We start from the raw sequence: 12,919 nt of genomic DNA on the forward strand, positions 1-12,919 counted from the left end.
GGGTCTCCCCCGGCCGGCCCCCGGGTGTTACTTGGTGAGGATCGGGAGCAGCAGGTGCGCGAGCCAGCCGGCCACCACACCGCCGATGATCGGCCCGACGACGGGGACCCAGGAGTAGGACCAGTCGCTGGTGCCTTTGCCCTTGATCGGCAGGAAGGCGTGCGCGATGCGCGGGCCGAGGTCACGGGCCGGGTTGATCGCGTAGCCGGTCGGACCACCGAGGCTGGCGCCGATGCCGATCACCAGGAGGGCGACGGGCAGAGCGCCGAGGGCGGCGAGTCCGGCGGCCGTTCCCGGCTGGTGGCCGAAGGCGATCACCACGAAGACCAGCACGAAGGTGCCGATGATCTCCGTGACCAGGTTCCAGGCGTAGCTGCGGATGGCAGGACCGGTCGAGAAGACGCCGAGCTTGCTGCCCGGGTCCGGCTCCTCGTCGAAGTGCTTCTTGTACGCCAGGAACGTCAGCACGGCGCCGATGATGGCACCGATCAGCTGAGCCAGGATGTACAGGAGCACCGTGATGAAGTTGACCGGCACCAGGGTGTGGGCGGCCGCGTTGCCGAACGTCGGCGCGCCGTTCGCGACCAGACCGAGCGTCACAGCCGGGTTCAGGTGCGCGCCCGAGTTGTAGGCGACGACGACACCCGAGAACACCGCGATGCCCCAGCCGATGTTCACCATCAGGAACCCGCCGTTGAAGCCTTTGTTCTTGGCGAGAGCGACGTTCGCGACCACACCGGTACCGAGGAGTACCAGCATGGCGGTTCCCACCAGCTCAGACAGGAAATCAATACCGATATTGTCCACGTTGACCTTCCAGTTGTTCAGTTGACCCGCACCCTGTTGTGCGTTGAGTGTCCTCGCAGGGTGGGCCTTTGAACGCTATTGCCGTCAGGTCGACCCGGGCAAGGACCGTCTTATGCACGTTCGTGCATTATCGGAGCGCCGCGGCTTCGCTCCCGTCCCCCGACTCCAGGTTCACCCGGTGGGCGGTCGCCAGTTCCGCTTGGAACGCATCTTCCTCCTCCGACCGGCGGTTTGGCGACCATCCGAGGGCGTTTGCGACGATTTCGCCGACCTCGCGGATCAGGGCGACGGAGATCGAACCGGTGAACGCGAGGCTGGTGCGGCGCAGGAAGACGTCGGACAGGTGGGCCACGTGCTCGGTGCGCACGAGGTGGTCGATCTCGGCGCGGGAGTAGGAGGGCGCGGCGGCCAGCGGAACGTCGTCGCCGTCCCAGCCGGCGATGGCGTCGATCACGAACGTCGCCTTGGTGCCGTAGCGGCCCAGCAGCACCGCCGCGCGCTCGGCGCCGACGTCTGCGCCGTAGCGGGCGACCCAGTCGCGCTCGGCCTGCGGCGTGGTCGGGAAGCCGGCGCCGCCGCCGATCGGGAGGCCCAGCGTCTGCACCGTGCGGGGCATCCCGAGCGCCGCCAGGGTCTCGTTGGCGAGGTGCTCGCTCAGTGCGCGGAACGTCGTCCACTTGCCGCCGACCAGGCTGAGCACGGTCGTGCTGCCGAGGCCGGGAACCGTGCCGGGCACGATGCGGTAGTCGCGCGACACGAATCCGGGAGCGGTGTCGTCGTGGTGCGGCAGCGGACGCACTCCCGAGAAGCTGTAGACGATCTGCTCGCGGGTCACCGGGATCGTTGGGAAAACGTGCGAGGCCAGTTCGATGAAGTAGTCGATCTCGTCCTCGGTGATGACCGCGGGCACCGACATGTCGGCCTCGAGGTCCGTCGTGCCGATCATGACGCGACCCTTGAGCGGGTAGATGAGCACGATGCGGCCGTCGTTGTTCTCGAAGAACATCTCGCGGCCTCGGCAGGCCTCCAGCAGTTCGGGGTTGTCGACCACGATGTGCGAGCCCTTGGTGCCGCCCATGAAGCGGGTGGTCTCGCCGAGGGCGGCGTTGGTGAGGTCCGTCCACGGACCGGAGGCGTTGACCACGACGTCGGCGGTGATGGTGAACTCCTCGCCGGTCTCGCGGTCGCGCACCAGCACGCCGCCATCGTGGGCGCCGACGGCCTCCAGATAGTTGGCCGCACGGGCGTGCGGGCCCGCCGCCAGGCCGTCGGCGAGCACGTCGAGCGCGAGCCGCTCGGGGTCGTGCACCGAGGCGTCGAAGTAGGTGGCGGTGTACTTGAGGCCGGGGTTGAGCTTCGGCAGCTCCTGGAGGGAGCGCGTGCGGCCGTGGAAGCTGTGCCGCGGGACCGTGCCCCCGTCGCGCGAGAACGCGTCGTAGATGGTGAGGCCGGTCTTGATGAGGAACGCGCCGCGCTCCTTCGGCTTTCCCTGCTTGTGCGTGAGGAAGCGGAGCGGAGCGGCGAGGATGCCGGAGAAGGTCGAGTAGATCGGGATGGTGGTCTGCAGCGGCTTGACGTAGTGCGGCGCGATCTTCAGCAGCCCGTTGCGCTCGGTCACCGACTCCTTCACCAGGCGGAACTCGCCGTTCTCGAGGTAGCGGATGCCGCCGTGGATCATGTGGCTGGAGGCGGCCGACGCACCGGAGACGAAGTCGTTGCGCTCGACGAGCACGACGTCGACGCCCTGCAGGGCGAGGTCGCGGAAGGTTCCGAGCCCGTTGATGCCGCCACCGACGATGACGACCTGGGCGTTGGGGCGCTCGCGCAGCAGCTGGATCTCGGCGCGGGTATTCGACTTCGTCGTCACTTCGGACTCCTGGCTTTCTTCTGTACGGCAGTGGGTGCAGCTATAGTCTTCGATGCCGGCACAACTTCGATCAAGCCGGATGCACATACGTGCAACGCTCCTCACCCGTGAAGGCGAGCACCCGAGATGGCCGAACCAGAAACCCAGAACCTCCCAGAGAAGGTCCGCGACGCGCTCAAGGCCGGGCACCTGTATTACATGCAGGACCTGACGATGGAGGCCATCGCCCACGAGATGCACACCTCGCGCTCCAGCGTCTCCCGGCTCCTCTCCTATGCGCGCGCCTCGGGACTGGTCACGATCCAGATCGCGCAGCCGCACGAAGCGGCGACCCGTGTGCAGCAGGAGCTGCACTCCCGCTACGGCATCGGAGCGCACATCGTGCCCATGCCCAGCGCGATCAGCGACGTCGACCGCCTGGAGCGCGTCGCCATCTCGGCTGCACGGATTCTCGACCGCTTCGTCGACTCCAACACCACCGTCGGCATCGCGTGGGGCTCGACCATGAGCGCGCTGAGCCGGCACCTCATCCCCAAGGACCTCCACAACGTCGAGTTCGTGCAGCTCAACGGGGCGGGCAACACGTACACGACCGGCGTGCTCTACGCCTCCGAGATCCTGCGCCGGTTCGGCGACACCTACTCGGGCACCATCCAGGAGTTCCCCGTTCCCGCGCTCTTCGACGACCCGCAGACCAAGGTGGCGATGTGGCGCGAGCGCAGCACGCGCCGCATCCTCGACATCCAGGAGCGGATGGACGTCGCCATCTTCGGCCTCGGCTCGCCGTTCTCCGAGGTGCGGTCGCACGTCTACGCCGGCGGCTACCTCGACGCCGCCGACTACGCCTCCCTCGACGAGTCTGGGGTGGTCGGCGACGTCGCGACCGTGTTCTTCCGGGAGGACGGCAGCCACCACGGCATCCCGCTGAACGAGCGGGCCAGCGGCCCCGACATCGACCTGATCAAGCGGGTGCCGCGCCGCGTCTGCATCGTGTCCGGCCCGTCGAAGGTGCACAGCCTCCGCGGCGCGCTGGCCGCCGGCCTCATCACCGACCTGATCGTCGACGAGGGCACGGCCCGCGCGCTGGTCGACCTGGCGGAGCCGCGCGAGCCTGTCGCCGACGCCGCGTGACGCCCGAGGGGCACGTCGTTGTCCCCCTCGGGCGCCGAAAGGGACAACGACGTGCCCCTCGACGTCACAGAGCGTCGGGAATAGACCGCCGGCGCGCGCGTTGATCTAGACTCGACAACAGAAAAACGTGCTCCGGGGTCGGTGAGAGTCCGAACCGGCGGTGACAGTCCGCGAGCGGGAGGTGCAGCCTCCTGCTGAGCCGGTGGAATTCCGGCACCGACGGTAATGCGTGCAGGCGAGAGCCTGGGCGCTCAGTCCGGATGGGAGGCGCACGTCCCGCGGTCGACGACCGTGGGCGAACGCGAGCATTCCGCTCCAGCGACCCCGGCATCACGTCTCGACGGTACGAGAGACAGGACGACGCCCGGATGACCCCGAGTGGAGAATGGGATGCGGCGATGCGCACCGCGCTGCGGCTCGCCGAAGGCGGCCCCGCCACCGGCGTGAACCCGCGCGTCGGGTGCGTCATCCTCGACGCCGAGGGGCGCACCATCGCGGAGGGCTTCCACCGCGGGGCCGGCACGGCGCACGCCGAGGTCGACGCGCTCGGCTCGCTGCCCGAAGGCGGCGCCCGCGGCGCGACCGCCGTCGTGACGCTCGAACCGTGCAACCACTGGGGACTCACCGGTCCCTGCTCCGAAGCGCTCATCGCTGCGGGGGTGTCCCGCGTCGTCTATGCGGTCGCAGACCCCGGCCGCCAATCGAGCGGAGGCGCCCAGCGGCTCAGGGAGGCCGGCGTCGATGTGGTGGGGGGCGTGCTCGCCGACGAGGCGGAGGCCTTCCTCGACGATTGGCTGACCGCCGCGCGACTGGGCCGCCCGTACATCACCGTGAAGTGGGCCAGCACGCTCGACGGCCGCGCCGCAGCGAGCGACGGCACCAGCAAGTGGATCACGGGTGCCGCCGCCCGCCAGCGCGTGCACGAGCAGCGCGAGGCCTCCGACGCGATCGTGGTCGGGACGGGCACCGTTCTCGCCGACGACCCGAGCCTCACCGCCCGCGGCGACGCCGGCGAACTGCTCGCCAAGCAGCCGACCCCCGTCGTGGTCGGCACACGCGCCGTGCCCAACGACGCGGCGGTCTTCCGCCACCCGAACCCCGTGATCTTCGAGGGCACCCACGACCTCCACCAGGTGGTCGCCGACCTCCGCCAGCGCGGTTTCCGCCGCGTGTACGTCGAGGGCGGCCCGACGCTGGCCAGCGCGTTCGTGGAGGCCGGCCTGGTCGACGAGTTCGCGATCTACCTGGCGCCCTCGCTCCTCGGCGGACCGCGGTTCGCACTGGGCGACATCGGCGTCGCCACCATCGCCGACCAGCGACGGCTGCGCATCCTCGACGTCGAGCGTCTCGGCGGCGACCTCTACCTGCGGGCCGTGCCCGTCGCCACACCCACGACCGCCGACCAGGGCGGCATCACCCACCAGGAGGGCTGAGCGTGTTCACCGGAATCATCGAAGAGCTGGGCGAGATCACCGCTGTCGAGCGAGTCGCCGACGCGGCCAGGATCACGGTCCGCGGGCCGCTCGCGGTCAGCGACGCCGCCCACGGCGACTCCATCTCGGTCAGCGGCGTCTGCCTCACGGTGATCGGCCAGGACGCCGAGTCCTTCACCGCCGACGTGATGGCGGAGACACTCGCGATGAGCACGCTCGACGACGTGCAGCCGGGACGCAGGGTCAACCTCGAACGCGCCGCCCAGGTCGGCGACCGCCTCGGCGGCCACATCGTCCAGGGCCACATCGACGGCACCGCCACGGTGCAGTCCGTCGAGGACGGCAGCGCGTGGCGCGTCGTCCGGTTGAGCCTCGACCCGGAGCACGCTCCACTGGTCGCTCGCAAGGGCTCCATCGCGATCGACGGCGTCTCGCTCACCGTGAGCGACGTCGGCGGCGGGCGCGAGGACGGCTGGTTCGAGGTGTCCCTGATCCCGGAGACCCTGACCGCCACGACGCTGGGCGACCGCGTGCCCGGCGACCGCGTGAACATCGAAACCGACATCCTGGCACGGCACGTCGAGCGGATGCTCGCCCTGGAGCCGTCGCTGACCGAACGGCAGACGCTGACAGAACGGAGTGCGTCATGACCCTCGCCACCATCCCAGAGGCCCTCACGGAGCTGCGAGCGGGGCGACCCGTGATCGTGGTCGACAACGAGAGCCGCGAGAACGAGGGCGACGTGGTGATCGCCGCCGAGCTCGCCAGCCAGGAGTGGATCGCCTGGACGGTCAAGAACTCGTCCGGCTTCATCTGCGCCCCGATGACGAACGAGATCGCCGACCGGCTCGAGCTCCCCGTGATGGTCGCGAACAACGAGGACGCCCGCGGCACCAACTACACGGTGAGCGTCGACGCCGCCGACCGGCTGTCGACAGGCATCAGCGCGGCCGACCGCTCGCACACCCTGCGGGTGCTCGCGGACGCCGACTCGACCCCCGCCAGCCTGCACCGCCCCGGCCACATCCTTCCGCTGCGCGCGGTGGACGGCGGCGTGCGCGAGCGCGACGGCCACACCGAGGCGTCGGTCGACCTCCTGAAGCTCGCCGGTCTCACCCCGGTCGCCGCGATCGCCGAGATCGTCGCAGACGACGGCGAGATGATGCGACTCCCCGGCCTCCTCGAGCTCGGCGAGCGCGAGGGCGTGCTGGTGATCACGATCGAGGCGCTCATCGCGTACCTGCAGGAGTTCCACTGCGACCAGCAGCTGGCCTCCCCCACGCCGATCCCCGAGTCGTCGCGCGTCATCTTCGAGGTGGAGACGACGGTGCCGACCGTGAACGGGTCGTTCCGGATGCGCGCCTACCGCGACCGGATGACCGGCGCCGACCACGTCGCGATCGTCTCCGGCCACCCGAGCGCGGAGGGGACCCTGGTGCGCGTGCACTCGGAGTGCCTGACCGGCGAGGCGTTCGGCTCGCTGAAGTGCGAGTGCGGGCCGCAGCTCGACGCGGCGCTCGCCACCATCCAGCGGGAGGGCGGGGTCGTCGTCTACCTGCGCGGCCACGAAGGGCGCGGCATCGGCCTGATCAACAAGCTGCGCGCCTACAAGCTGCAGGAGGACGGCCTCGACACGCTCGACGCCAACCTGGCGCTGGGCCTGCCGATCGACGCGCGCGACTACGGCGCGGCGACGGCGATCCTGAACGACCTCGGGATCGAGTCGGTGCGACTGCTGACCAACAACCCCGAGAAAGTGCGCCAGCTGGAGGAGCACGGCATCGCCGTCGAGGAGCGCGTCCCGCTCGTCGTGGGCGTCGGCGTCTTCAACGAGGGGTACCTGGAGACCAAGCGCGACCGCATGGGTCACGTGATCGACGAGATCGACCCGGAGGACGGGTCCGACGGAACGGCCGCGGTGGCGGCGGAGAGGACAGCACGATGAGCGGAGCCGGAGCCCCGAAGACGACGGAGGCCGTCGACGGCAGCGGGCTGGAGGTCGTGATCGTCGCGGGCACCTGGCACGAGCTGATCACCGACGGCCTCATTGCCGGGGCGACCAGGACGCTGCAGGCCGCAGGCGCGGACTACTCCCTCGTGCGCGTCCCCGGCAGCTTCGAGCTCCCCGTCGTCAGCAAGGCTGCGCTCGACGCGGGCGCCGACGCGGTCGTCGCCCTCGGCGTGATCATCCGCGGCGGAACCCCGCACTTCGAGTACGTGTCGTCCGCCGCGACCGACGGTCTGACCCGGGTCGCGCTCGACACCGGCAAGCCGGTCGGCTTCGGGGTGCTCACGCTCGACGACGAGGCCCAGGGCATCGATCGCGCCGGCCTCCCGGGCTCGCGGGAAGACAAGGGCGAGGAGGCCGCGCACGCGGCGCTCGCCACCGCGGTCGCTCTGCGGGAGCTGCGCCGCTAAGCGTGGTGTCGGGTGGTCTGGAGGCTACGGCTTCCAGACCATCAGCACCACGACCGCGACCAGGAGCAGGCTGGCGACGCCGGAGCCCGCGGCGATGGCCGGGTATTTCGACGTCTCTCCGCCGCGAATCGCATCCGCCGCCCGGCGCATGGTCGGCACCACGAGGAAGAGCGTCAGCCCGAGGGCGACCACGTAGAGGATGATCGACCACAGGATCCACGGCGTGCCGATGCTCAGGTCGTACTTCTTGTCGGCCAGTCCCATGACCCCGAAGCCGAAGAAGACCACCAGCAGCGACAGCAGCGAGATCAGGTTGGTCGACTTGGCGAGGACCTGCACCTGATCGGCGTTGCCCGCTCGGACAGCGCGCATGGCCGTCATCGGGAGGATGGCCATCGGTCCGACGATGAAGACGGCGGACACGACATGCAGCACGGCGAAAAGGGTTTCCATACCGTCAGCCTACCGATCGGCATGAACTGAGCCGACGACCCCGACTCCTCAGTCGACGACCTCGGCCCCCTCAGTCGAGGAAGAGCGCACGCAGTCGGCGCGTGGTGAGCACCAGTCCGAGCGCGATCATCACCGTGAAGTACAGCACGTGCCAGAGCATCCCGGGATCGACGGCGCCCGTCGTGAGACCGCGGACCAGCTCGACACCGTGCCAGAGCGGCAGCGCCATGATGATCTTCTGGATCCAGTCCGGGTAGACCGTGATCGGGTAGAACGTCGCCGACAGCAGGAACATCGGCAGCAGGATGAAGTTGATCCAGTCCATCTGCTGGAACGTCTTCATGTAGCTGGTGACACCCATCCCGAAGCTGGCGAAGCCGAACGCGATCAGCAGCACGGCCGGGAGGGCGAGCAGCGCCCACCACGACAGGTTCAGCCCGAGCACCTGCATCACGACCATGAACCCGGCCGCGTACAGGGCGCCGCGCAGCAGGGCGAGCAGGATCTCCCCCAGCGCGACATCGAGCGGGCCGAGGGAGGTGGACAGCATCCCCTCGTACAGCTTGGCGAAGTGCATCTTGAAGAAGACGTTCCAGGTGGAGTCGTAGACCGCGCCGTTCATGGCGGCGGTGGCCAGCAGGGCCGGAGCGATGAACGCGGCGTAGGGCACGTGCTCACCTCCCGCCGTCGTGACCGTGCCGACCAGCGCACCGAAGCCGACGCCGAGCGACAGCAGGTAGAAGATCGGCTCGAAGAAGCCGGAGACGATCACCAGCCAGTTCGTGCTGCGGGTGGCCGACCAGCCACGCTGCATCACGGAGCGGGCGTTGCCGGCGTAGAGCGCGCGCAGTGGGCGCGCCCGCGTCACGGCGGCGACGAAAGGATCGCGCGTGGTGGTCACTTGTTCAGCCTCCTCGCGGCGATGCGCCTGGCCCACAGCCAGAAGACGACGAAGAGACCGACCAGATAGACGACGTGGACGAGGGTCAGCCACAGCGGCTCCGCATACCCGTACGCGAACACGCGCGACAGCTCGGTGGAGTGCCAGAGCGGGGAGATCCACCCGATCCACTGGAGGTACGGCGGCATCGTCGACAGGGGGAAGAACGTGCCGGAGAACAGCGTCATCGGCAGCAGCACGAAGCGCATGAGCATCGCGATCTGGCCGGTGTCCTGCTCCAGTGTGGCGACGTACGCCATGACCGGTGCGCCGAACGCGAGGCCGCCCAGGGTCGCGACCAGGATCGCGAGCCAGCCCCACGGGCTAGGCACGGCCCCGAACAGCAGCATGAACGCGTAGTAGACGATGCTCGTGCCCAGCAGCCGCGCCACCACGGAGATGACCACGCCGTCGATGATCTGGCCCGCAGAGATCGGGGAGGCGCTGATCCCGAGGAACGTCGGGTTCCATTTGAAGCCCAGCATCACCGGGTAGGTGAACTCCTCGCTCGCGACCGTGACGGCCGCCGTGCACAGCAGCGCGGGCGCGACGAAGGCCAGGTAGCTCACGCCGTTCACCGCGGTCGGGCCCAGGTTGGCGCTGACCAGGCTCCCCAGGCCGACGCCCATCGCGAACAGGTAGAGGAACGGGTTGCCGAAGCCCGTGACTAGCAGTGTCTGCAGGTAGGCGCGCATCACCCGGAAGCGGTGCTCCGCCACGTACCAGGCGCCGAACCGGCGCGGTCTGCCCGCGCCGGCGAGAGCCGCGCGTGCGCCTTCGTCCACCGATGCGGTCGCGCTCATTCGATCAGGCTCCGACCGGTGAGCCGCAGGAACACGTCTTCGAGGCTCGAGCGGCGCACGAGGCTGGTGATCGGGTGCAGCCCGCGCTCGGTCAGCCGCGCGAGCTCGGCCTCCCCGTCGTCGCTGTAGACCAGGATGCGGTCGGGAAGCACCTCGATCCGCTCGCCGATGCCCTCGAGACGTGGGGCGACCTCCGCGTTGCGGTCGGAGCCGAACCGCACTTCCAGCACCTCGCGGGTCGAGTACTCGCGGATGAGCGAGGCCGGAGTGCCCTCCGCCATGATCGTGCCCTTGTCGACGACGACCAGGCGATCGCAGAGCTGCTCGGCCTCGTCCATGTAGTGCGTGGTGAGGAGAAGGGTGGTGCCGGATTCTTTGAGCCGGAACAGCCGGTCCCAGAGGATGTGCCTGGCCTGGGGATCGAGCCCGGTCGTCGGTTCGTCGAGCAGCAGGATGCGCGGGTCGTTGATGAGCGCCCGCGCGATGGTCAGCCGGCGCTTCATGCCGCCGGAGAGGTCGTCGACCTTCGCCTTGGCCTTGTCTTCGAGCTGGGCGAACGCCAGCAGCTCGTCGGCGCGCCTGCGCACGTGTGCCGATGGGAGGCCGAAGTAGCGCCCGTAGACGATGAGGTTGTCGCGCACGCGCAGCTCGGTGTCGAGGTTGTCGGACTGCGGCACCACGCCGAGCTGCGACCGGATCTCCGGCCCGTACCGGTCGGGGTCGAGCCCGAGGATGCTCAGCTCGCCGGCCGTGCGCGTGGAGACGGCACCGATCATGCGCATCGTCGTCGACTTGCCTGCGCCGTTCGGTCCGAGCAGGCCGAACGACTCCCCCGCCTCGACCTCGAAGCTGATGCCGTCCACGGCCGCGAAGTCCTTGTACTTCTTGACCAGATCGGTGGCGGTGATGACAGACGTCGGCATAGTTCAGCACTGTATCCCGGTCGTCCGACATCCCCGGAGTTTCAGCAAACAGGCAGTCCACAGCAAGTACGGTCGAAGCAGCATCCCGATCCCTCTTCGAAGGAACCCCCATGAGCTCCGAGACCAGCGCTCGCTCCGCGCCCAGCGCTCCCCCGCGTCGACGTTCGCCCTTCGCCCGGCGGGAGGCGGACAGCGGTCCACGCGCACGGTTCAGCCAGCTCCTCCCCTACCTCCTCGAGCACCGCGCGGTGCTCTCGGTCGTCGTGGTGCTGAGCGTGCTGGGTGCGGCGGCGAGCCTCGCGCAACCGCTGCTGGTCAGTCAGGTGATCACCCTGGTCGGCAAGGGCGAGCCGCTGAACGGCATCGTCTGGGGGCTCGTGGCCCTTGTCGTCGTCTCCGCGCTCATCTCGGGTTACCAGCACTACCTCCTGCAGCGCACCGGAGAGGGCGTCGTGCTGTCGTCGCGGCGCAAGCTGGTCGCCCGCCTGCTGCGGCTGCCGATCAGCGAGTTCGACACGCGCCGCACCGGCGACCTCGTGTCGCGCGTCGGCTCCGACACCACACTGCTGCGCGCGGTGCTCACGCAGGGGCTCGTGGAAGCCATCGGCGGCGCTCTCACGTTCATCGGGGCGCTCATCGCGATGCTCATCATCGACCCGGTGCTCCTGGGCCTCACCGTGCTGGTGGTGGCCGTCTCGATCGTCGTCGTCACGCTGCTCTCCGGCCGCATCCGCGTCGCCAGCCAGAAGGCGCAGACGAAGGTCGGCGATCTGGCCGCCGCGGTGGAGCGGGCGATCAGCTCGGTACGCACCATCCGCGCGGCCAACGCCACCGAGCGTGAGATCGCGGCGGTGGACGACGATGCGACCGGCGCGTGGCGGATGGGCATCCGGGTCGCGAAGATCTCGGCGCTCGTCGTTCCGGTCGCCGGCATCGCGATGCAGGTGTCGTTCCTGGTGGTTCTCGGCGTCGGCGGCTTCCGCGTAGCCAGCGGGGCGATCACCGTCGCCAACCTGGTGGCGTTCATCCTCTTCCTGTTCATGATGATCCTGCCGCTCGGCCAGGCGTTCGGAGCCATCACCGCCGTCAACTCGGCCCTCGGAGCGCTCGGCCGCATCCAGGAGATCCTCGACCTGCCCACCGAGGACCAGCACGACCGCGAGATCGCCCCGCTGGCGCTGACCGTCGGCGTGGCGAACGAGGGACTCGCGCCCGGCGCGCCCGCGATCGAGTTCGTCGATGTGGAGTTCGCGTATCCGTCGACGGCCGGGGAGCCGGCTCCGCAAGACCGTCCGGCGCCGACGGACACCGAGGCCATCGCGTTCGAGGCCCTCGGCGGCGTCGATGTCGTGGCCGAGGCGGAGGCCGCAGCAGGGCTTGGATCAGACGCTCCCGAGGCTTCCCCCGGCGGCGTCCTGCACGGTGTCAGCTTCAGCGTCCCCCGCGGCAAGCGGACCGCGCTGGTCGGGCCGTCCGGCGCGGGCAAGTCGACCATCCTGGCCTTGATCGAGCGCTTCTACGACCCCGAGGCGGGCCAGGTGCGCTTCGGCGGGATGGACGTCCGCACGCTCGACCGCGTCGCCCTCCGCTCGAACATCGGCTACGTGGAGCAGGACGCCCCGGTGCTCGCGGGCTCGCTGCGCGACAACCTGCGCCTCGCCACGCCGGACGCGACGGACCAGGAGTGCATCGACGTCCTCCACGCGGTCAACCTCACCGAGGTGTTGGAGCGCAGCGACCTCGGGCTCGACGCCCCGGTCGGCGAAGACGGCATCATGCTCTCCGGCGGCGAGCGCCAGCGGCTCGCGATCGCTCGCGCATTGCTCGCGGCACCGCCCGTGCTGCTGCTCGACGAGTCGACGTCGAGCCTCGACGGGCGCAACGAGCAGCTGATGCGGGAGGCGATCGACGCGGTGGCGGAGGACCGCACCATGCTGGTGATCGCTCACCGGCTGTCCACCGTCGTCGACAGCGATCAGATCGTCGTGCTCGACCACGGCCGCGTCGTCGGTGTGGGAACCCACTCCGAGCTCGTCGCGAGCACTCCCCTCTACCGCGACCTCGCCAAGCACCAACTCCTCGTCTGAGCAGCCATCGCTTCCTCACTTCTTCCCGCAACACGCCGTGCGTGGGCGGGAGGAAGT

The 12,919-nt window shown here is 69.5% G+C and carries 12 protein-coding genes and 1 riboswitch; of the genes, 6 read left to right on the top strand and 6 right to left on the bottom strand.

Going from position 1 to position 12,919, the window contains the following annotated elements; translation table 11 throughout:
* Nucleotides 1–27 precede the first annotated feature (27 nt).
* On the bottom strand, nt 28–759 hold the full coding sequence (locus JNB50_RS01880) for an MIP/aquaporin family protein (RefSeq protein ID WP_243767907.1): 732 nt from the start codon (nt 757–759) through the stop codon (nt 28–30).
* A gap of 175 nt (nt 760–934) precedes the next feature.
* On the bottom strand, nt 935–2,674 hold the full coding sequence (locus JNB50_RS01885) for a glycerol-3-phosphate dehydrogenase/oxidase (protein ID WP_307794570.1): 1,740 nt from the start codon (nt 2,672–2,674) through the stop codon (nt 935–937).
* 126 nt (nt 2,675–2,800) lie between these two features.
* Between JNB50_RS01885 and JNB50_RS01890 the strand changes: the two genes are divergently transcribed.
* The 5 genes from JNB50_RS01890 to ribH all read left to right on the top strand — a co-directional run bounded on the left by JNB50_RS01890 (nt 2,801) and on the right by ribH (nt 7,656).
* On the top strand, nt 2,801–3,805 hold the full coding sequence (locus JNB50_RS01890) for a sugar-binding transcriptional regulator (protein WP_208038426.1): 1,005 nt from the start codon (nt 2,801–2,803) through the stop codon (nt 3,803–3,805).
* A 124-nt stretch (nt 3,806–3,929) separates the two neighbouring features.
* A riboswitch (FMN riboswitch) is annotated at nt 3,930–4,081 on the top strand.
* A gap of 92 nt (nt 4,082–4,173) precedes the next feature.
* The gene (ribD, locus tag JNB50_RS01895; RefSeq protein WP_208038427.1) at nt 4,174–5,238 is read left to right on the top strand and encodes a bifunctional diaminohydroxyphosphoribosylaminopyrimidine deaminase/5-amino-6-(5-phosphoribosylamino)uracil reductase RibD; all 1,065 of its coding nucleotides are present in this window, start codon (nt 4,174–4,176) and stop codon (nt 5,236–5,238) included.
* Nucleotides 5,239–5,240: 2 nt separating this feature from the next.
* Nucleotides 5,241–5,888, top strand: a complete 648-nt coding sequence (locus JNB50_RS01900; RefSeq protein WP_208038428.1) for a riboflavin synthase — start codon at nt 5,241–5,243, stop codon at nt 5,886–5,888.
* Nucleotides 5,885–7,183 (top strand): GTP cyclohydrolase II, encoded by a 1,299-nt coding sequence (ribA, locus tag JNB50_RS01905; RefSeq protein WP_208038429.1) that lies wholly within the window; start codon nt 5,885–5,887, stop codon nt 7,181–7,183. Before JNB50_RS01900 ends, ribA begins: the two co-directional genes overlap by 4 nt.
* Nucleotides 7,180–7,656: a 6,7-dimethyl-8-ribityllumazine synthase gene (ribH, locus tag JNB50_RS01910; RefSeq protein ID WP_208038430.1), complete on the top strand. Its 477-nt coding sequence runs from the start codon at nt 7,180–7,182 to the stop codon at nt 7,654–7,656. The genes ribA and ribH overlap by 4 nt, the downstream gene beginning before the upstream one ends.
* Nucleotides 7,657–7,680: 24 nt before the next feature.
* Here the strand turns inward: ribH and JNB50_RS01915 are convergent, their stop codons facing one another.
* The 4 genes from JNB50_RS01915 to JNB50_RS01930 form a co-directional block, all read right to left on the bottom strand.
* Nucleotides 7,681–8,109 (bottom strand): DUF2269 family protein, encoded by a 429-nt coding sequence (locus tag JNB50_RS01915; RefSeq protein WP_208038431.1) that lies wholly within the window; start codon nt 8,107–8,109, stop codon nt 7,681–7,683.
* A 70-nt stretch (nt 8,110–8,179) separates the two neighbouring features.
* A complete protein-coding gene (locus tag JNB50_RS01920; RefSeq protein WP_208038432.1) occupies nt 8,180–9,010 on the bottom strand; it encodes an ABC transporter permease in 831 nt (276 codons plus the stop codon).
* Nucleotides 9,007–9,852 carry an ABC transporter permease gene (locus tag JNB50_RS01925; protein WP_208038433.1) on the bottom strand — a complete coding sequence of 282 codons (846 nt, stop codon included), beginning with the start codon at nt 9,850–9,852 and terminating at the stop codon, nt 9,007–9,009. The genes JNB50_RS01920 and JNB50_RS01925 overlap by 4 nt, the downstream gene beginning before the upstream one ends.
* On the bottom strand, nt 9,849–10,775 hold the full coding sequence (locus JNB50_RS01930; RefSeq protein ID WP_208038434.1) for an ABC transporter ATP-binding protein: 927 nt from the start codon (nt 10,773–10,775) through the stop codon (nt 9,849–9,851). The genes JNB50_RS01925 and JNB50_RS01930 overlap by 4 nt, the downstream gene beginning before the upstream one ends.
* Before the next feature lie 110 nt (nt 10,776–10,885).
* Here JNB50_RS01930 and JNB50_RS01935 point away from each other — a divergent pair, with 110 nt between their 5' ends.
* On the top strand, nt 10,886–12,862 hold the full coding sequence (locus JNB50_RS01935; RefSeq protein WP_208038435.1) for an ABC transporter ATP-binding protein: 1,977 nt from the start codon (nt 10,886–10,888) through the stop codon (nt 12,860–12,862).
* The last annotated feature ends 57 nt before the right edge of the window (nt 12,863–12,919 follow it).

Source organism: Leifsonia sp. TF02-11 (assembly GCF_017565305.1).
In the GTDB taxonomy this organism is placed as follows: Bacteria; Actinomycetota; Actinomycetes; order Actinomycetales; family Microbacteriaceae; genus Leifsonia.